Below are 19,961 nucleotides of genomic sequence, written 5' to 3' on the forward strand. Positions count from 1 at the left end.
ACTTTGCTATTGGTTGTAAAAAAGTCGAGAAGGCTCCCGACTATACAATCAGATATTTAGGATTCATATCACAGAAATGACAACAGGTTGGGGCTGTCCATTCTGTAAAAGTAATGGTTTCTAACTCATATAAGTCTGGTGGTTGCTCATAGACTTCAATAAATTCATCTATTGCTTCTTCTAAGTGCTTAGAACACACAACGTACATAGTATCACTCCATTTATATGGTTATTTTAATTATCCCTATATTTATTATCTGTATACTATATAAAAATCATACAAAACAAAACATATTTCTTTAATTTTATACTTCTTTTCCTTCATTATATAAAATTTTTGGGAACTTGACAAATGAAACTAAAGGTTTTATCACAAACAAACCGAGCCCTAATAAGACTCGGTTTATTTAAACTCACTTTATATATTATTCTTCAAAAGTAATATTAATCACTTGTTCCTTGCCATTTCGAATGACAGTTACTGCAACCTCATCTCCAGGACGATATTTATACAATTCTTTCTGTAGATTTCCCATTGTTTTAACTTCATTTTCACCGATCTTGATAATAACGTCCCCCACCATCATACCATATTTATCAGCAGGTGAATCTGCTATGATTTCCCCTATATAGATTCCATGCTCAGCTTGGATATCCAAGCCAGTGGCACTTTCATAGGCTTGAACGTTAAGGCCCCTAATTCCAATTAATACCCTCGTAAACTCACCCTTTTCAATAATCTGCTCTACAATTGGCTTTGCAGTATTAATGGGAATGGCAAACCCAAGTCCTTCGCCGGATTGAATTTTTGCTGTATTTATTCCTATTACCTGCCCCTTTGCATTAAGAAGAGGTCCTCCACTATTACCAGGGTTAATAGAAGCATCTGTTTGAATTAAGTCTTCAATCGTTTGCTGTTGGCTTACGGGGATCGATCTATTTAATCCACTGACCACTCCTTGGGTTAATGTTCGTTCAAAATTAAGCCCAAGAGGATTACCGATAGCTACAGCAATTTCACCAACAATCAGTTGATCACTATCCCCTAGCTCAGCCACAGGTAAATTGGCAGCCTCTACCTTTATTACCGCTAAATCTAGATTGCTATCCTGCCAAACTACTTTAGCAGGCAATCTATCGCCATCATATAGAATTACTGCTATTTCCTCTACATTACCATCCATTACAACATGGGAATTAGTAAGAATATAGCCTCTAGAATCCACTATAACACCTGTTCCTAGTCCTGGCGTTTGTCTTCCAAAGAAATCTCTTTGGGCAGATAAAGTAGTGACTCCTACAACTGAAGGCATGGCTTTTTTAGCCACAGCCGAATAAACTGATATGTCTTGATTAGGTTCAATCACCACTGATTGGCCTCCACCTCCACCGAGGTAAACTCCCCTGTGGGCCAGTATATCTGGTAGGAAGGTATAGGTAAGCCCCATAGTAATACCACTGCCTAATATGGCTCCTGCCAATACTAGGGCTAAATATCTTAACTTAGACGGATTTTTTTTCCTAACCTCGCGTTTAGTTTGTTCATATTGGTAATGATGTCCTCCCTCTACAGATGTTGAGTCCATACCATTACCAGAATTGAATTTATCAGTTACTTGATTAGTCACTTGGTTTTCTACCTGTTCATCTATTTCCTCATCTTGTTTTTTCAAGTAACTCTCTTTGTTTTGAATATCATCATTGTTATCATAGCCCATAATCAGTTCCTCCTTGAATAGTTGTAATTTAATATTAAAATTACTAATATCTCTGATTTTAAATCCTATAACAATAATTATACCCATAAAGATTGGATATTTTCAGTTTAATTGTAATTACCTAGAAAGAGCATATAAGTTGCTCACTCGATCCCGATGAGCTAGATCGATTTGAATATCCTTATTAAATCCTACTTTATTCATTTGTAGGATACTCTTGATGGTTTCAATCGCTAACTCAGGAAAATTATTATCTTTACTTAAGTGAGCTAGCATTACAGATTTAACATTTCTCTTCACTAGGTCCACTATGGCGTTACCTGCCGCCTCATTACTAAGATGTCCTACATCAGATAATATACGTCGCTTTAAATAATAGGGGTACCCCCCCGCCTTCAACATCTCGACATCATGATTCGATTCCAACACAACTAAATCTGAATCGCTAATTTGATCTAAAATCTCCCCAGTGACATGTCCAAGATCTGTAGTAACACACACCTTAACCCCTTTATTTACAAAGGAGTATCCAACAGGCTCATTGGCATCATGGGATATAGAGTAAGGCATAACAATAAAATTTCCCAATTCAAATGGCTTATCACTTTCAAATACTCGAATGTTCTCTTCCTTAATGTTCCCTAGCTTATGCTCCATCCCTTGCCAAGTGCCTTCATTTGCGAAAATCGGTATATTAAACCTTCTTGATAAAATCCCTGCACCATGGATGTGATCTGAATGTTCATGACTAATCAAAATTCCTGAAAGCTGCTGAGGGTCAATACCAACCTCTCCAAGCTTTAACTGAATTTGTTTACCACTTAATCCAGCATCAATTAATAGGGAGCTAGTATGATCAGTTATTAAATGACAGTTACCACTACTTCCACTGGCTAAGGAACAAAAGTCTATTGTCATATCACACCTCCCGTCGAAAATAGAATTATATTAACCCCGCTAAATAGAAGGATTAAATTACAATTGAATCTTCTTTATTTCTGCCCCTAAATTAGTAAGTTTTTCAACAAAATTATCGTATCCTCTTTCTATATAATGAACATTATCAATTTCTGTTTCACCTTCAGCCATCAATCCAGCTATTAGTAAAGCCGCCCCTGCCCTCAAATCACTGGCAGATACCTTAGCACCAGACAGTTTATTCACTCCTTGGATTACAGCTATCCTACCTTCCACCTTGATATCTGCTCCCATTCTTTTAAGCTCATCCACATGCTTGAAACGTCCCTCAAAAATAGTCTCAGTCACCACTCCAGTTCCTTTGGCAGTAGTTAGAAGACTGGACATTGGCTGTTGAAGGTCAGTAGGGAATCCTGGATAAACTAAAGTTTTGATACTAACATTCTTTAACTCACTTGAAGAGATCACCCTTAGAGAGTCACCATTCTCAATGATTTCTACCCCCATCTCCTTCAGCTTTGCAGTAATCGCCTCTAAATGCTTAGGTATCACATTGTTAATTACAACATCTCCACCAGTTGCTGCTGCTGCAACCATATAGGTTCCAGCTTCTATTTGATCAGGAATGACCGTATGGTTACATCCCTTTAATTTTTCAACTCCACGAATTTTAATCACATCTGTCCCAGCGCCACGGATATCAGCCCCCATACAGTTTAAGAAATTAGCCACATCAACAATATGGGGCTCTTTGGCGGCATTCTCGATGACAGTATTGCCCTCTGCCATAGATGCAGCCAGCATAATATTAATGGTAGCCCCTACACTAACAACATCCATGTATATCTCAGCTCCTACTAGCTTTTCAGCCTCCACTGATATAATCCCATGCTCAATAGACACTGAAGCTCCCATGGCCTCAAACCCTTTAATATGTTGATCAATTGGTCTTGTTCCAATGGAACATCCACCAGGATAAATTACTTTTGCTTTTTTAAATCTACCAAGACCAGCACCTAATAAGTAATAAGAAGCTCTAAGCTCCTTAGCCATATCATAATCTGCAAAGCATTGTTTCATTTTTGTCGTATCTATTTCAACAGTCTTATCATCTATTTGGACTACATTAGCCCCAAGATTAGTTAATATATTTCCAAGGGTCTTCACATCACTAATTTCTGGTAAGTTATCGATCACACATTTCCCACCAGCTAAAACGGCTGCCGGAATAATGGCTACTGCTGCATTTTTAAATCCACTAATATCCACTTGCCCCTGTAATCTTCTACACCCGTTAATAATAATTTTTTCCATATAATTCACTGACTTCTGTCAGCTAGCCACCACCTTTATATTTATTGTGAATATCCATTAATTAACGTAATATCTATCATAACTTCTATTTTATCATTTCATAACATGTTTGTTAATGGAAAATATGCGTTATGATTTTTTTTATATATATAAAATACTTTCAATGAAATTGCACTATCAATCCAATAAAAAAAGCAGAAAAAGTTTTATTATACTTTTTCTACTTTGTATTAAAAAATCCTTTATTTTTTTAAAAAAACATTAATTTTCCAACGCTTCAACATAGTAGACTTTCCCATTTTCTAATGTAATTTTCCATGCAGGAACAGCATCTCCTGATTCAATGGATTGCCAATCAGTAAGATCGTATGGATTAATGTAATACCCAACTTCTATGTTGCGTATTACGATTTTATCCTGATTGTCATTAATAATCTCATTCATCTTTTTCAACAAAGCTTCTGTTGCATGGATTAATAGGTTTTTTTGCTGACTATCATTACCCTCAATTTCTAATAGCATACTTTCAAAACCAACAACACCATCATGATTCACATATACATTAATATAACTTTCACCTAGAAATCGTTTCTTAAAAACCTGATGGTATACTAACTTATAAGTCATTGAATCCTGTTCTAATTCTGGACCCGATTGATAAAATATTTGTTTTAGATGTACATCCTCCGTCAAGAAACCTTTTTCCTTCAGAAACTCGTTACTGATTTCTTGTGCTTTAACTTCACTAATTTTATCCATTACCTTTGTCCTAGAAGCATTATAATATCTAATTTTTTTATTACCTTCTATAATTAGTTGTTGATGTTGGCTACCGTAAGTACCTTCACTGACTTTATAATAGTCTTTACCTAAAAACAATTCTGCTGTTTCTTCATGATCATAGATTTTGTATTTCACCCTCACTTTTGGTAGAGAGATGATTTCTCTAGGAATCTCACCACTAACATATATCCCCTTTTCATTCAGGTGCCTTTCAACGTTTAAGATATATTCATTACTGACTAAATCCAGCTCTCCACCCACCAAAAGTCCCTTACCTACGTGGTAGAATAAAAAAATATTGGTCAGTATGAAAGCTATTATTAATATATTTTTTGCCTTTGACCAATCCATTATTTCACCACCATTTAGTTTTCAATCATAGTATATAATAATTTACCATCATAACTGTCAAAGTAATATATTCGTTTTCCTACTCTTATCAGCCAACTAGGTCTAATTAATTGCATGCTATTTTCTTCAACAGTATCGAAATATACCATTTCTACTCTGTTAACATTTTCTAATATTATTTTATAATCTATTACTGGTTCATTCTTTGCATTTGTAGATTCCATTGTTTTTGAATTTTCCAAGTCTTTATTATAGTAGTCTAACATAACCCCTAAGTTATCTTCAATAATCTGAATTGGTGGTGTTATATCAGTATCTATATGATCTATAGATCCTAAGTTCATTTTTTCCCGTATAAACCTTCTGTAGGATTTAACGTCATTGCCATACACTTCAATTTCAAGTTGATTTAGAGTATTTTTATTAGCTATAGGATAGCCTACAATATCATAGTTAAAACCAAAATAATATCCACGATTTGAACCTGTGGAAACATCTTTTATCTCACTTAAGTAAGCTGTTTCCATAATGCCTCCATGTTTTTCGATGAAATTTAAAGCCACATTCAGAGCTTCCAATATATTGGTGCTTGAGTTGCTAATCATCTCTTGATTATAGCTCAAGTAACCCTGTGGATTAATCCTAACACTCTTTTCCCCATAACCATACAAATATATAATCGAGCCACTGGTTTCTCTGATTGCTTTAACAAAATCAAAATTCTCATTGAAAAAACTTTTAGCTGTCCTCACAATGATTTCTTCCTCTTTAATGTCTATTTCACTTTCAACAAAAATCTCTGGTAGCAACTGTTTATACTCAATAGGCATCAAAGTCTTATTATTCACAAAGCCAAATGTTGTACGATATCTTACGAAATCCTTTTTGTCTTCATCATACTCCGTAATATAATCTTCTAAGGTAGTGTTTTCATACTCCGATAGTGACACTCGATAAACATTATTTTCATTTTCACTAAGTATATAAATAGATCCTGTGTTGCTGGCGGGTATAAGTATTTTTTTTATTGTCCTTATTTCATTGGTAATTCTATTATCCATTGTATTAAAAACAGATGAAATCAATACAGAGGGCATCCCTTTGCCAAATTCCAACTCAATAGATTTCAATTGCTTACTCTCAAAATATTCATCCAACGATACAGTATCCACATTCGGCTCCTTAGCAAAAAAATCAAGAAGAAGGAGCTTGCTTTTTTCCCATACCAGCTTCGTCTCTTGATAATTCAATACTGTATAATAATTATTGCTAATACTACCACCAAATCCTAAGGTGACTTCCCTTGGAGATATAATCTGGTTACGGGTATCTAAAATTGTATAGCCTTGATCCCTTCCATTAGAGGCCTCTGACTGTAGTGATATCGGAGAGTCAAACCAAATCCTATGAAGGGACATAATACTTAATATTACCAGTAAGGATAATATTAGAGTCTTAGTTCTTTCCCTATCCATTTTTTTCACTCCAAATTATTTATTCCCTGTAATATCTTTTAAGAACTCAGAAGTTATTTTACCTTCTAGAATTCGTCTTTTTACATCCTCTACTCCTTTAACCGCTACATATCTTCTTACAGTTTCAGCAGTTCCATCTTTGTATTCTGCAGTAATTTCGATTTTATTACTACCTCTTTTTAACTCAATCTCAGCCCAACCTCTTTGTAGAATCCCTACATCTACAAGCAAAGGATCATTAATAAGGACATAGTTCTCTCCGCCCTTCTCAATGCTGGTGTTGTGATACACTCTTACCTTGATTTTAGTATCTTTTGGCGCAGTAAATTCTAATACTAACTTAGTAGATGAGCTCACACTTTGCTCCCTTTCAGGGGTAATAATTTGTAGTGATTGATTTGCAGTCTTTACAATTTCATATTTTGTAGTATCAACATTTCTTATTGCAGGTGTAGCATAGGTAAAAGAACCAGCAGTTCCTAATATTATTAGTACACATGTACAAGAAATTAGCTTATTTTTTATCATATAAATTCCTCCTGTAAAACAGTAAATGCCTAACTTACTATTCATTATACATAAGCAATATTACAATCGTATTACAATGAAATTAAAAATAAATTACACATTTCTACATCCTATTCCTCCAATAGGAGTAATGTAATCATTACATGGGTTCCCTGGCCTTCTTCACTTAAAATCTGAATTTTCCCTTCATGGGCCTCGATTATTTCCTTGGCAATAGACAAGCCTAATCCAGTGCCTCCCATTTCCCTTGAACGGGCTTTATCTACCCTATAAAACCTTTCAAATAGCCTTGGTAAATCTTCTCTAGGTATGCCGATTCCATTATCAATTATATTAATTGTAGCTAATGAGTCGGTTTTTTCAACATATACCTCAATAGCACCGCCTTCTGGAGTATATTTAATTGAGTTACTTAAAATATTTAGAAGAACCTGCTCAATTCGGTCTTCATCTCCATATAGCCTAGTGATTCCTTCACCAAGATTATATTTTATTTGTTGGTTTTTATTTTTCGCAAAAACTTCTAATTTTAGTACTGCTTTTTTAGCTAATTCATTTAAATCTAAAGATTTTTTGTTCCATATACCTTTTTGAAAGTCAATATTCGACAATTGCAGTAAATCCCTCACCAGACGAGTCATTCGATCAACTTCTGTATCAATCACCTTTAGGAATTGTAGGGACAAGTCATGATTTTCAATAACTCCATCTGCTAGAGTCTCTGTATAACTTTTGATTGTTGTTAAAGGTGTTTTAAGCTCATGGGAAACATTAGCCACAAACTCTTTTCTCATATTTTCAAGCTTCTCATGCTTTGTTACATCCTGTAGTAATACAATAATTCCTCCAAACTCATTCTTTTCATTAAGGAATGATGCATAGTTAGCCCTTAAAATAATTCCATCTGACATGGCCATCATTTCGCTTCCTGATTCGCCATTTTCTAAACTTTTAAGCTGTTTAATTGTCAAACTCTTATTAAAAGGCATAAAGATTTCATCAAATACCAGGTTGTCTAATTCACCTTTGCTAATTTCAAGCATTTCCATGGCCCTTGGATTTGCGCGAATGATTTTTCCTTCTTCTGTGGCAGCCACAAGTCCATCTGCCATATAAGTAATAATGGTATCCATTTTTTGTTTTTCACTGGACATTTCCCTCAGTACTTCTTTTAATCGTCCCGTTAAATGATTAAACATAAATGCTAATTGGCCTATTTCATCATCAGATTTCACCTCTACTACCTGATTAAAATCACCCTTGGACATTTTTTCTGCTTTTATGGTAACATCCTCTATTGGCCCAGTGATACTTTTCGCTATAAAAAATCCTAGTATAATTGTGATAAACAATGCTAATAGGGTGGCATTAAGCAATATTTCCTTTGAGTTATTTAATGTATCATATATATCATCTATATTTTTTCTTACATAAATCGCTCCTATTGTTCGACTGTGTTGGTCATATAGCGGGTACGCCATCTCCTTTGATCTTGAGATGGACTCACCCTTCCCCCTCGTGACGTCTCGTTCTGGTTTATTTCCACTAAAGGCACCTATAATTAAATCTGTCTCTAATACATTTGTTGCATTTTGCCCTAAGTAGACAGTATCCGTATTTGGACTAGAGATAATGGTCCAATCTTCCTTGTCTATTACATAGATTTCCATTCCCACCATAATCATCTCAAAGCGACTAATGTTTGCTTGTATATCATCTTTATTTTCCTGCCAATCCATATCATTTAAGGTCCTGGTAATTGTTGCTGCTGTATAGTTCATGTTTTTCCGAACCTCTCCCAAATGATACTGTTGGAATTGCTGGATCAAAAATACGCCAATAATAATCATGGCAATAAATACAAGGAGGAAGTAGATCGTTATAAATTTCCACCTTATGCTTTTAAACATACTTAAGCCCTCCTAAAGTAATACCCAACCCCTCTTTTGGTCATAATGTATTTAGGACTACTGGAGTTTTCTTCGATTTTTTCTCTTAATCTTCTAATAGTTACATCCACTGTTCTAATGTCTCCATAATACTCATAACCCCACACTTCTTTTAATAGTTGTTCTCTTGTAAAGACTAACTCCGCCTGCGTAGAAAGGAATTTTAGTAACTCGAATTCTCTAGATGTCAGTTCTACTACATCATTTTCCTTCTTTACTTCGTATCTATTAAAGTCTATCGATAGAGCTCCTGCGGCTATTGCTTCGTTTCTCGAATCGCCGTCGGCAATATTAATTCTTCTTAAATTAGCCTTTACTCTAGCTAATAATTCCCTCATTCCAAAGGGCTTTGTTATATAGTCATCTGCACCCATCTCTAATCCTAGTACTTTGTCTAATTCTTCTTCTTTGGCTGTTACCATCAATATTGGCATGGAATAATTTTCTCTTATTTTTCTGCATACTTGAAAACCATCAATTTTAGGAATCATGACGTCTAGTAGGACTAAGTCTGGGTTTACTTTGTCAACTTTATGTAATGCCTCTTCTCCATCTACTGCTACTTCTACCTTGTATCCTTCCTTCTCAAGATTAAATTTCACAATCTCAGCAATAGGTTTTTCATCTTCTACAATAAGTATTCTCTTTTCCATAATTCAACCACCTTTGACTGATTTTATATTTTGATTCTACTTATATTCATATTTTTCCTGCTTATTTTCATACATTTTTAAACATAAGCAAACCTATACTTTAAAAAAGGAGGAATGTAGGGAATAATTCTTCCCTACTATTCTTTGAATAAATGATAATAATCCTCAATATCTTTACCTTCACCTAAATCATTGACCAATCCAATAAGGGCCTCTAGTCCATTCTCTTCTACGTAGGACTTTACTAATCTAAAGGATTTTGTATAGGCCATGTATTGATCTAACTCATGAAATGAGTCTGTCAACTGTTGTAGAGTATATTCTCCATATGATAAATCGATTCCTTCTCCCCACTGATATTCATCAACCTCATATTCAAAGTAGAGACTAACCCCCTCTGTAAACCAGATAGGAAAGTTGCCTTTAGCTAAATGATCCACAAACAAATGGACCAACTCATGTAGAACAGGTCCTTCTTTGTAGAATATTTCAGTTAGTTCCTCTCCATCAGATACCCAGTGGTTCGGATCTAAAATATGCAGGGTATCTCCATAATACACCCCCATAGGGGGTGTCCCTTTACGCAGCGTCGTAATTTTCATCATTGGTTGTGGATTATCGTATAAAATCAATAGTATCTTTTCATTAGGTTGGTATTTAAACAATTTAACTACCTTATTAAACTTGTCCTCTGCTGTTTCAGCTACTAAATCCAATACTTCTTTATCAACTTCTTGATATTTTATAATAAAATTGTCCGTCTCCAACTGATTATAGTTTCTTACTTGAAACGCCACCATCTGATGTTCAAAATATCTAATCGCAGGATTAACAGCTGCTATCATCTTGCCTTTGCCCATAACACCTATCAATAGGATACAAGCAAATAGTACTACCATTATAGGCTTCCATTTTGGAGTAGGACGTTTTCTCGTTAGTACTTTTTCCATAGCTATCCCTCCTTTACACTGAGCTATGTAAGGTCTTGGGGGATAGTTCTTATATATTATAGCATATTGTTATGTAAACTTCTACAATGGTGAATTTACAATATATGTATACCCTTTTTTTAATCACTTTTTTAAATCATCGGCATATCTTATATTAGAATCTTTTTTAAAGGGGGCCTAATTGTGTTTGGATATAGAAATATAATAGAAGATGTTTTAATTGAAAAGTTGATGGGCTCTGAGGAAGAGCATATCCCCGTAATAATTACAGCTAAGGATTGTCAATGTGATGACCTTGAAGCCTTTGTCCAAAAACTAGGAGGAAAAGTAAAGCACAAATTTGATATTATTAATGCAGTGGCGGTTTACCTTCCACCGGTGGGTGTACGAAATGTTGCTAGAGAAAGGGTAATACAGAAGATTTTCTTTGATGATATGGCCTTTAAATTAATGGATATTGCTTCTGTTACTGTGGGTTCTGATTTTGCCAATGAACATAATTTAACAGGAAAAAATGTAGGTGTGGCTGTAATCGATACAGGTGTTCATCCCCATAGCGACTTAGTCACACCAAATAACAGAATTATTGCCTTTAAGGATTTTGTAAATAATAAACACCAGCCCTATGATGATGATGGCCATGGCACCCATGTGGCAGGTATTATTGCAGGAAATGGTTTTTCTTCAAAGGGTAAACTCATGGGGGTTGCCCCCGATGCAAATATTATCGGGGTTAAGGTTTTAAATGAAGATGGTGGTGGTAGTATTTCAGATGTAATAGCAGGAATTCAATGGGCTATTCAAAATCGTAAACGCTACAATATCAAAGTACTAACATTATCTTTAGGTGCTACAGCCAAGAAAAGTTATCAAGATGATCCCCTATGTCAGGCAGTCGATGCTGCTGTTAAAAATGGCATAACAGTAGTTACTGCTGCAGGAAACAATGGCCCTGAAATCGAAACCATTAACTCACCTGCAATTAGCCCAAATGTTATTGCTGTTGGGGCCTGCGATGACAGGGCGTCAAATACTCCTAGAAACGTAAAAATCGCAGATTTCTCCAGTAGAGGGCCTACAATAGACGGTTTAAATAAACCAGATATTCTAGCTCCTGGTGTTGACATCCAATCCTTAAGTAATGAGGGAAATAAATATAGAAGTTTATCCGGGACTTCTATGGCAGCACCTATTGTAGCTGGCTGTGCAGCTCTACTATATGAAAAGAACCCCAATCTAACGCCAGCAGAAACCAAGAGATACATTATTGGTAATGCCCTCCCTCTAGGGATGAATCCTGATACCCAAGGGGCTGGCTTGTTGGATATTAAAACTATGGTCAATGAAATTGATCCAAATCCTGTTCCAAAAAATCCAGCTAAAAATCCTAGCTCCAAGAATCCGCAAAATCTCTTAGCTGGCCATGGAAGCTGGTTCTGGGTTCTAGTACTAGTCATAGTTCTTTTACTTCTATAAAAAAAAAGCGTGACCGGTGGGTCACGTTTTTTCTATATCTTATTTAATACTTTACAAATTTTGATGGGTTAATTGCTTTACCATTCTTTCTTACTTCAAAGTGTAAATGGGGTCCAGTACTTCTACCAGTGTTTCCGACAGTTGCTATTTTCTGCCCCTTGTATACTCTCTCACCTTTTTTAACTAATAATTTATTAGCATGGGCATAGTAGGTTTGATAGCCATTTTCATGATCAATAATTACTAAGTTTCCATAAGCCCCGTTTCTTCCAGAAAAAGATACTCTTCCTCCATCTGCTGCTGTTATTGGTGTACCAATACTATTGGCTATATCAATACCTTGGTGCATTTTTCCCCATCTCATACCATAGGGAGATGTTAATCTTCCACGGGCTGGACTAGCAAATATACCAGTTGCCATTGTTTTAGGTCTTGGTTTTGTACCTTTTGCAATAAGCTTTTCCGTAGGTTCCGAAACAATTTTTTCTTCTAATACTTCCCTACCTACTTCAACACCATTTTTCTTAACAATAAAAGCTTTTAATTCTTTTTTCCCCTCTAATCCTTGCTTCAGTATTTTACTATCGCCTTCATATAGAGAACTGGTTTCTTCATATTTTGTATTAAAAGGAATCGTTTCTACTAGCTCAACATACTCCTTGGTCTGTACTGATATAAATGGTTTTGGCACAACAAGGCTAATCTTTTGACCAATCTTCAATCGATCAGGATTCATGTCTGGATTTGCCTTTACAATATCCTCCACCGATAAATTATACTTACTTGCGATAGTCCAGGTACTTTCTCCACTGGCTACCTCGTGAATCTTTTCTTCATCTGTTCCTTTTATAATGTAATTGACGGCATCCTCTTTCGTTTTAATCATGCCAGCTTCTGTGACCTTATCTACTAATTCTACTACTTCACTAAATTTAATTTCTTCGTATTTAGTACCCTCTTGATTTAAAAAAGGTGCTTTTATATTTTCCAATATTTCCTCGGCAGTCTTTCGATCCTTTACTAAAAGCACTTCCTTGCCATCTACAACCAAAGCCACCGACTTAACTTGAAAGTTTAATATACTCTTTATATTTTTAATCATATTAGCTTCTTCTGTAATCTTTGTATCATCAGCCTTAACTTGGTTAAATGTAATATTTTCTGGATCCACCATTTCCTGCTGATAGGTATTCTCTACCTCTTCTTTAACAGCATTATAAGCCTCCCAAAAAGCTTCTTCATTCCTTACTACACCCAGTACTTTGTCATCTAGTTGTATTTCATAAGCTGCCAATGTACCCTCCATCCAAAAGCTTGTCACTAGTGTCAAGCACAGTATCAAAGATACTAAAGCCACAGCTCCACCGAGATATTTCTTTTTGTTTAATGGACTTTGTCGATGATAAGCCGAGATCCCCGTATGTACATTTCTCTTTATCCGATGGGAAACTTTAATATATCTAACATTAGCTCTCCTAAGAAGTAATTGTATTCTCTTTTTGTAAAGCTCCATATTCTTTTGGTTCATTTTATAAAACTCCTCTCAAAGTTATGGGCTTGTGAATTTATCTATAAAATTAGGGCTACAGTTCTATTTTTTAAATTTTTCTAGGACTTTTGTAATGATTTTGTAATATTCACCCTATTATTATATAATAATTATTTTGAACTATTCAACCCCAAACTAATGTTTGCACTAAAAGTATATTTCCCAATATTATGTTTTTTATTCAATTTTTACATTTAGCCACTCTTCAAAGGTTGATTTTAAATCTTTTTGGCTGTTTTTTTGTAAAATCATGTAGAAGTTTTCTGTTGTGGCATTCTTAAATTTATATTCACTATAATATTCTTTTATAGCTTTACGGAAAGCTTCGTCTCCCATTTCTTGTCTGAGATGATCAATAAATAATGCACCTCTGCTATATACAATACTACTATACTCTAAAGAATTATCAAATTCTGCTAAGCTTCTCATAATCCCTTCTCCCCTATCTGCCTTAAGGTCTAAGAAATTTTCATATTGAGCCTTAATCATTTTCTCTTGGATTTGCTGCTTTATATGTGTACCATACTTTTCTTCAAAGTATAATAATGTAGAGTATTCTGTCAGGGCTTCATCTAGCCATGGTTCTGTCACCTCATTGTTGCCAACTATACCATACCACCACTGATGAGCAATCTCATGGGCTATGACATATTCAAGTGGAAAATCTTCTTCCATTGTATATAGGCCATCACCAATCATCACTAGATTGGGATATTCCATTCCCCCTAAGGAGAAATTACAGGCCACCACTGATAACTGCTTGTAGGGGTATTTGCCGAAAATCCGATTAAATACTTCTAAAGAATCCACTGCTACCTTTAAAGCAACTTCCTTCTTTTCTCCTTTAATCGTATAGGACTGTATTGTGGTGTCCTCTACTTTTACTCCTTTTACATCAAAGTCTTTGCTTAAAATCATTCCAAAATCCCTAACACCCTCTGTCTTTATTTTGTAGGTGGTTATGGTATCCTTCTCCTTCTTACTTTCAATATTTCCTGTAGTTGCCAATATATATTCTGATGGAATGTCAATTGTAACTTCATATTCTGCAACTTCACTATAAAAGGGGTCTCCAATGGCATAATAGGGATCTAAATTCCAACCCTGCTGATCGTATACTGCCAAAATAGGATACCAGTTTGTTATATTTACAGTATTGTCTCCATACCCCATTCTAGCTAATACATTAGGTAATTTAACCTCAAAGTTTATTTCAAAGGTTCTTTCCTCTCCTATTTCAATAGCTTTTTGAGGTGTCACCCTAAGAACAGTTTCTCCATCCCCCATTACCTTATGATAAATTAGTTTATTGTTCTCTTTGACATTATTTATCTTGATCCAGCCAGGATTAAATCCATTTGGATAGACAAACTCCATATCCCCCTCCTCAAATGGTACATTATTTTTCTTCTTAAATATGTTGGGGTATATATGAAAATATACATTTTCAAAACTACTATCAAAATTATTCTTAAATGTAATCGTTTGATTACTTTTTAAAGTCATAGACCCTTCGTCAAAAACCGTCTGTATTTTATAAAGATTATATTGTTCCTCATTAATCCATATACCGGATGCCCTCTGGATAGGTGGATATTCAACGTAAAATTGAAAGCATAAAGTTAAAAATAGTATCCCAAATACGATAACTAATGATTTGAATCTTCTGCTGAGTCTCAATCTACTCCCCCCTCACATGAAAATTTATGCTATATAATTGTATGAAATATAATTGTATATTATGTTCTAAAGGATAAAACTCTTTATGTATGTTATAATAGAGCATAAAGTTTTTAATACAGGAGGGATTCATATGGGCTTTATTATAAATCCACCTTCAATCGACTTGGGGGATACCCCTATAGAAAACATTTTTCTTGATGTCTATATGCCGATGGCCAATGGAACCTTTGTTAAAGTATATTTATTGGCTTATAAGTATGCTCTGGATACAAAATCCTTAGGTCCAGAAGAAGACAATAAGTTCAATAATGCTACCTTGGCTAAGCATCTAAAAATTCCATTAGCAGACGTTCTGTCAGCATGGGACTTTTGGGAGGATAAACAGATTATAAAGAAGCATTTTACTTCGGAGGATGAAGATGAAACAAACTACTCAGTTGAATTTGTCAGCTTGAAACAACTCTATATTGATAACACCTATAAGCGTATTCAAGCTAAGGATAATCGTTCAAAAGCTGAAGCTGAAGAATCCTTTTCTTTAACCACTAAGGACTTGGTGGAGGCAAATCAAGTGCCGATGATTAAAGAAATGTTTGTAGAGATTAATGCCGTCATGAATAGACCTCTAGTACCTAATGAGAAACGAACTGTCCTAGAGTGGTTTCACCAATTTAATATTGAACCACCATTAATTATTAAAGCATTTAGCTTCTGTAAGCATAAAAAGAAGATTAAAAACGTTAATTATGTAGGTGGCGTCATCCGCAACTGGTATGATCAGAACATCACCACAGTTGAGCAGCTACAGGAGTATCTATTGAAACAGGGAGAACGGTACGGAGTATATGACAGGGTCTATAAAGCCCTGGGATTTGGCTATAGATCCCCTGCTGAAGCCGACATGAAGATCATGGATCAATGGATAGATGAATATAAATTTACATTGGAAATTATCTTAAAGGCATGTGAAAATTCCAGTAAGACCTCCAATCCTAATATAAACTACATCCATAGCATATTGACGGACTGGTATAACAAGGGTATAAAGACACTAGATGACATACAACTACTGGATGTAAAAAAAGATACTCCTTCCCCTAAGAAGCCTTTTGCTTCTACTAAGGAACCTCGTTTTAAAACTAGATTTCATCTTTCGGAGAGTCGTGGAGATAAATATTCAAATGACGAGATAGAAAAAATGCTTTTAGAAAAGCAAAAAAGAAATTAGGAGTAAAGGATGAAGGCTGATGAAGAATAATAAAAGTTTTATAAACGACATTTTAAGGGATTTAGAAAGAAGGAGGGACAAAGCCAAAAGAGAAAAGGAACAACGAATAGAAGAAATCTATTCAAAGATTCCCCGCATTGCTGAAATAGACAGCGAGATTACACGAATTAGTATTAACATTTCAAGATCTATTTTGAATCAAGCGGGTGACCCTACAAAAGCCCTCAGTGAATTAAAGTCAAGGCTTGAGGTATTGAAGCAGGAAAAGGCCTTCCTCTTAACAGAGAATAATGTCCCAGTGCAATATCTAGAGGAACAATATCAATGTGCCCAATGTCAAGATAGGGGTTTTTTAACTACTGGTGAGAAGTGTAGCTGTCTAAAACAACAGCTGATCAACAGGGCTTATTCTATGTCCAATTTGACAAATGTTCTTTCAAAAGAAAACTTTCAATCCTTTAATATAAATTTATTTTCAAATGAATCTGTGGCAGGTCAAGACCTAAGTCCAAGAGAAAATATGCTACAAGTACTAAATGTATGTGAGGGATTTGTCTTTAATTTTGAAAAGAATAATGAAGAGAATTTATTATTCTATGGACCTACAGGGCTAGGTAAGACCTTTTTAACGAATTGTATCGCTAAAGCACTACTGGATAAGGGAAAAATCGTAGTCTATCAAACAGCCTTTAAGATATTTGAAGTCCTTGAAGGTATTCGATTCCACAATGCTCAAGATAAGAGTAGTTACCAACTATTATTTGATGCTGACCTACTGATTATCGACGACCTGGGTACAGAGATTACCAACACCTTTACCAATAGTGAGTTATTTAATATTATTAATAGTAGATTATTGGCAAACAAAAAAACCATCATCTCCACCAATCTAACCCTAAAGGATATCATGACAAGTTATGATGATCGTATATTCTCTAGACTATTTTCTAAATATACTCTACTAAAATTCTATGGAAATGATTTGAGATGGCAAACTTAAAAAGACATATAACAGGGCATCCTTTATAGATACAATATCTGTAAAGGGATGCCCTTAAAATTACTCAACTTCATCTTTCTTTATGTATTTATTTTTCCCGTTATATCCCCCCACAAGTACTCCCAAGAACCCAAAGTAATATAGCATTAAATTTATATCCAACTGGATTAATGCCTTAAAAGAAAAGACTATTCCAATGCTTGTAAATAAGTACATTACAGCATTTACAACGCTAACTAAAACGTTTCTTCGATGTTCTTCCCCTACACCAGACCCTTCCCATCTAGCCACAGATGTTCTAATATTCATTACAACAACAAACCTAGAGAAAGTATGTATAAACACCGACATTATCACAGACCCCAATAAAAAAGAAAGGTTTTGTTGTAGATTACTACTAATCGGTCTGACCAAAACTACCCCACAAGCAATCAGTATTAGCAATACATGAGTAAACAGTACCATTTTCTCTAATTTTGATATTTTTAATTTTAATCCCATAGCTTTCCCCCTCAAAAGAATTAATATTATATAGGAAGAATTGGACCACCATCTATTTCTAATATATCTCCAATCGACCTTCCACAATATATTATTTTTTACATATTTAGTATAACACATCCACACAAAAAAACCTTACTCAAAAGAGTAAGGTTTTCATATGGCTTATTGGTGACCCCTAGGGGAATCGAACCCCTGTTACCGCCGTGAAAGGGCGGTGTCTTAACCGCTTGACCAAGGGGCCAGTTCAATTCAGAAACCCCCGGTATTCCTCACCAAGAACAACTGAATTATAGGTAATGGTGACCCATCCGCGACTCGAACGCGGGACACCCTGATTAAAAGTCAGGTGCTCTACCGACTGAGCTAATGGGTCAGATGTACTAGCCACAGTTATATATAATATAGTATTCTTCGACATATGTCAACACATTTTGTCGAAAAAAATTACTGTCTGATTTTATTTTTTATTCTTGATTTCCTTAGGCTACAAATTTAGACTGGGATTTCATGTTAACAAAAACGGCTACAACTAAAACACCCCACCCTCCTCATATCTTAGAAAAGTGGAGTGCTACTTATGTCATTGCTTTATTTATACTTACAAGATCTCTTCACGAATAATCGTTTGATTTCTCTTAGGACCTACAGAGATGATTTTCACTGGTACCTGTAGATATTCTTCGATTGCTTTAATATAGTTTTTAGCGTTTTGAGGTAGGGCTTCATAGGTTTCTACGTTACTGATGTCCTCATGCCATCCATCTATCTCTTTATAGACAGGAGTACATTCACCCAACACCTTTAAATCTGCAGGGAAGTGTTGTAGAACCTCACCTTTGTATTCATATCCTACACACATCTTAATTTTATCAAATCCACTTAAAACATCCATCAGCATTAAAGAGATGGAAGTTAGACCATTGATTCTTGAAGTATACTTCACCATTACCCCATCAAACCAACCGCATCTTCTTGGTCTACCTGTAGTCGTACCAAACTCATTCCCTTTAACTCTAATATTGTCACCTGTTTCATCATGTAATTCTGTAGGGAAAGGACCACTACCTACTCTCGTGGTATAGGCTTTAACTACCCCTATAATCTCACCCATTGCATTAGGTCCAACTCCAGCACCTACACAGAATCCACCAGATGTAGGATGAGAAGAAGTAACGTAAGGGTAAGTCCCTAAATCAATATCTAATAATGTCCCTTGAGCTCCTTCAAATAAAACCTTTTTACCAGAGGTTAAGGCATCATGTACGATCACAGTCGTATCTTTAATATAATTCTTTAAACGGTCTATATACCCGCAATAATTATCATACATTTCTTGAGGGTCAAAGCCTTCACTTTCATAGAACTTTTCAATCAGCTTATTTTTACGGGTAACCTGAGCAAATAGTCTAGTTTTGAAATGTTCTTTATCTAACAATTCCCCCAAACGAATACCAGATCGTTCGATTTTATCCATATAACAAGGACCGATTCCCTTTTTAGTTGTACCGATCTTGTCTTCTCCCCTTGCTTCTTCTTCCAAAGCGTCTATCTTCTTGTGATAAGGGAAGATTACATGTACTCTTTCATCAATCATTACATTAGAGGTATCTATTCCTTGGGCTTCTAGTATATCTATTTCCTTTAAAAACCCTTCTGGATCAAATACAACCCCATTGGCAATTATATTCTGTTTATCGTTATAAAGAACGCCAGAGGGTAACAAATGAAAAGCATATTTCTTATCGTCAACAATCACTGTATGGCCGGCATTATTTCCACCTTGGGCCCTTACAACGACCTCTGCCTTACCTGCTAAATAATCAATAATCTTTCCTTTACCTTCGTCGCCCCATTGAGCTCCTACTATTACAACTGATGGCAT

Annotated in this window: 17 protein-coding genes and 2 tRNA genes; 3 read left to right on the forward strand and 16 right to left on the reverse strand. The window is 35.3% G+C overall.

What is annotated here, in order from left to right; genetic code table 11:
- Positions 1–40 precede the first annotated feature (40 nt).
- The 10 genes from JOC73_RS10325 to JOC73_RS10370 form a co-directional block, all read right to left on the reverse strand.
- A complete protein-coding gene (locus tag JOC73_RS10325) occupies positions 41–208 on the reverse strand; it encodes a CxxH/CxxC protein (protein ID WP_204402872.1) in 168 nt (55 codons plus the stop codon).
- A 217-nt stretch (positions 209–425) separates the two neighbouring features.
- Positions 426–1,718 (reverse strand): serine protease HtrA, encoded by a 1,293-nt coding sequence (gene htrA, locus JOC73_RS10330; RefSeq protein WP_204402874.1) that lies wholly within the window; start codon positions 1,716–1,718, stop codon positions 426–428.
- Positions 1,719–1,835: 117 nt separating this feature from the next.
- Complete coding sequence (locus JOC73_RS10335) at positions 1,836–2,636, reverse strand: MBL fold metallo-hydrolase (protein ID WP_204402876.1); 801 nt, start codon at positions 2,634–2,636, stop codon at positions 1,836–1,838.
- A gap of 57 nt (positions 2,637–2,693) precedes the next feature.
- Positions 2,694–3,950, reverse strand: a complete 1,257-nt coding sequence (locus JOC73_RS10340) for a UDP-N-acetylglucosamine 1-carboxyvinyltransferase (RefSeq protein WP_204402879.1) — start codon at positions 3,948–3,950, stop codon at positions 2,694–2,696.
- A 261-nt stretch (positions 3,951–4,211) separates the two neighbouring features.
- Positions 4,212–5,084, reverse strand: coding sequence for a two-component system regulatory protein YycI (gene yycI / locus JOC73_RS10345; RefSeq protein WP_204402881.1), 873 nt, complete (start codon positions 5,082–5,084; stop codon positions 4,212–4,214).
- Positions 5,085–5,098: 14 nt separating this feature from the next.
- On the reverse strand, positions 5,099–6,559 hold the full coding sequence (locus JOC73_RS10350) for a hypothetical protein (RefSeq protein ID WP_204402883.1): 1,461 nt from the start codon (positions 6,557–6,559) through the stop codon (positions 5,099–5,101).
- A gap of 15 nt (positions 6,560–6,574) precedes the next feature.
- The gene (locus tag JOC73_RS10355) at positions 6,575–7,087 is read right to left on the reverse strand and encodes a hypothetical protein (RefSeq protein ID WP_204402885.1); all 513 of its coding nucleotides are present in this window, start codon (positions 7,085–7,087) and stop codon (positions 6,575–6,577) included.
- Between the two features lie 110 nt (positions 7,088–7,197).
- On the reverse strand, positions 7,198–8,997 hold the full coding sequence (locus JOC73_RS10360) for a sensor histidine kinase (RefSeq protein WP_204402888.1): 1,800 nt from the start codon (positions 8,995–8,997) through the stop codon (positions 7,198–7,200).
- Positions 8,998–8,999: 2 nt separating this feature from the next.
- The gene (yycF, locus tag JOC73_RS10365; RefSeq protein ID WP_204402890.1) at positions 9,000–9,689 is read right to left on the reverse strand and encodes a response regulator YycF; all 690 of its coding nucleotides are present in this window, start codon (positions 9,687–9,689) and stop codon (positions 9,000–9,002) included.
- A gap of 137 nt (positions 9,690–9,826) precedes the next feature.
- Positions 9,827–10,639 carry a peptidase MA family metallohydrolase gene (locus JOC73_RS10370; RefSeq protein WP_204402892.1) on the reverse strand — a complete coding sequence of 271 codons (813 nt, stop codon included), beginning with the start codon at positions 10,637–10,639 and terminating at the stop codon, positions 9,827–9,829.
- A 183-nt stretch (positions 10,640–10,822) separates the two neighbouring features.
- Between JOC73_RS10370 and JOC73_RS10375 the strand changes: the two genes are divergently transcribed.
- The gene (locus JOC73_RS10375) at positions 10,823–12,115 is read left to right on the forward strand and encodes a S8 family peptidase (RefSeq protein ID WP_204402895.1); all 1,293 of its coding nucleotides are present in this window, start codon (positions 10,823–10,825) and stop codon (positions 12,113–12,115) included.
- A gap of 43 nt (positions 12,116–12,158) precedes the next feature.
- Here JOC73_RS10375 and JOC73_RS10380 read toward each other — a convergent pair whose 3' ends face one another.
- Together JOC73_RS10380 and JOC73_RS10385 are read right to left on the reverse strand one after the other, a co-directional pair.
- A complete protein-coding gene (locus tag JOC73_RS10380; RefSeq protein WP_204402897.1) occupies positions 12,159–13,643 on the reverse strand; it encodes a peptidoglycan DD-metalloendopeptidase family protein in 1,485 nt (494 codons plus the stop codon).
- A 198-nt stretch (positions 13,644–13,841) separates the two neighbouring features.
- Positions 13,842–15,344, reverse strand: a complete 1,503-nt coding sequence (locus JOC73_RS10385; RefSeq protein WP_243427933.1) for a M1 family metallopeptidase — start codon at positions 15,342–15,344, stop codon at positions 13,842–13,844.
- 133 nt (positions 15,345–15,477) lie between these two features.
- On the opposite strand from JOC73_RS10385, the gene JOC73_RS10390 reads away from it, so the two are divergent.
- Positions 15,478–16,575: a DnaD domain protein gene (locus tag JOC73_RS10390; RefSeq protein ID WP_204402899.1), complete on the forward strand. Its 1,098-nt coding sequence runs from the start codon at positions 15,478–15,480 to the stop codon at positions 16,573–16,575.
- Positions 16,576–16,594: 19 nt separating this feature from the next.
- Positions 16,595–17,575, forward strand: coding sequence for an ATP-binding protein (locus JOC73_RS10395; RefSeq protein ID WP_204402902.1), 981 nt, complete (start codon positions 16,595–16,597; stop codon positions 17,573–17,575).
- 60 nt (positions 17,576–17,635) lie between these two features.
- On the opposite strand, the gene JOC73_RS10400 is transcribed toward JOC73_RS10395, so the two are convergent.
- The 4 genes from JOC73_RS10400 to JOC73_RS10415 form a co-directional block, all read right to left on the reverse strand.
- Entirely contained in the window at positions 17,636–18,076 is a 441-nt protein-coding gene (locus tag JOC73_RS10400) for a hypothetical protein (protein WP_204402904.1), read from the reverse strand.
- 169 nt (positions 18,077–18,245) lie between these two features.
- A tRNA-Glu gene (locus JOC73_RS10405) sits at positions 18,246–18,320 on the reverse strand.
- Positions 18,321–18,376: 56 nt separating this feature from the next.
- A tRNA-Lys gene (locus JOC73_RS10410) sits at positions 18,377–18,452 on the reverse strand.
- 225 nt (positions 18,453–18,677) lie between these two features.
- A complete protein-coding gene (locus JOC73_RS10415) occupies positions 18,678–19,961 on the reverse strand; it encodes an adenylosuccinate synthase (RefSeq protein ID WP_204402906.1) in 1,284 nt (427 codons plus the stop codon).

Origin of the sequence: Alkaliphilus hydrothermalis (assembly GCF_016908555.1) — a bacterium.
GTDB classification, from domain to species: Bacteria; Bacillota; Clostridia; order Peptostreptococcales; family Natronincolaceae; genus Alkaliphilus; species Alkaliphilus hydrothermalis.

What these genes read in the sequence shown, in the direction of transcription:
- JOC73_RS10325 (WP_204402872.1), bottom strand. Translation starts at nt 208, where the DNA reads ATGTACGTTGTGTGTTCTAAGCACTTAGAAGAAGCAATAGATGAATTT.
- htrA (WP_204402874.1), bottom strand. Translation starts at nt 1,718, where the DNA reads ATGGGCTATGATAACAATGATGATATTCAAAACAAAGAGAGTTACTTG.
- JOC73_RS10335 (WP_204402876.1), bottom strand. Translation starts at nt 2,636, where the DNA reads ATGACAATAGACTTTTGTTCCTTAGCCAGTGGAAGTAGTGGTAACTGT.
- JOC73_RS10340 (WP_204402879.1), bottom strand. Translation starts at nt 3,950, where the DNA reads ATGGAAAAAATTATTATTAACGGGTGTAGAAGATTACAGGGGCAAGTG.
- yycI (WP_204402881.1), bottom strand. Translation starts at nt 5,084, where the DNA reads ATGGATTGGTCAAAGGCAAAAAATATATTAATAATAGCTTTCATACTG.
- JOC73_RS10350 (WP_204402883.1), bottom strand. Translation starts at nt 6,559, where the DNA reads ATGGATAGGGAAAGAACTAAGACTCTAATATTATCCTTACTGGTAATA.
- JOC73_RS10355 (WP_204402885.1), bottom strand. Translation starts at nt 7,087, where the DNA reads ATGATAAAAAATAAGCTAATTTCTTGTACATGTGTACTAATAATATTA.
- JOC73_RS10360 (WP_204402888.1), bottom strand. Translation starts at nt 8,997, where the DNA reads ATGTTTAAAAGCATAAGGTGGAAATTTATAACGATCTACTTCCTCCTT.
- yycF (WP_204402890.1), bottom strand. Translation starts at nt 9,689, where the DNA reads ATGGAAAAGAGAATACTTATTGTAGAAGATGAAAAACCTATTGCTGAG.
- JOC73_RS10370 (WP_204402892.1), bottom strand. Translation starts at nt 10,639, where the DNA reads ATGGAAAAAGTACTAACGAGAAAACGTCCTACTCCAAAATGGAAGCCT.
- JOC73_RS10380 (WP_204402897.1), bottom strand. Translation starts at nt 13,643, where the DNA reads ATGAACCAAAAGAATATGGAGCTTTACAAAAAGAGAATACAATTACTT.
- JOC73_RS10390 (WP_204402899.1), top strand. Translation starts at nt 15,478, where the DNA reads ATGGGCTTTATTATAAATCCACCTTCAATCGACTTGGGGGATACCCCT.
- JOC73_RS10395 (WP_204402902.1), top strand. Translation starts at nt 16,595, where the DNA reads ATGAAGAATAATAAAAGTTTTATAAACGACATTTTAAGGGATTTAGAA.
- JOC73_RS10400 (WP_204402904.1), bottom strand. Translation starts at nt 18,076, where the DNA reads ATGGGATTAAAATTAAAAATATCAAAATTAGAGAAAATGGTACTGTTT.
- JOC73_RS10415 (WP_204402906.1), bottom strand. Translation starts at nt 19,961, where the DNA reads ATGCCATCAGTTGTAATAGTAGGAGCTCAATGGGGCGACGAAGGTAAA.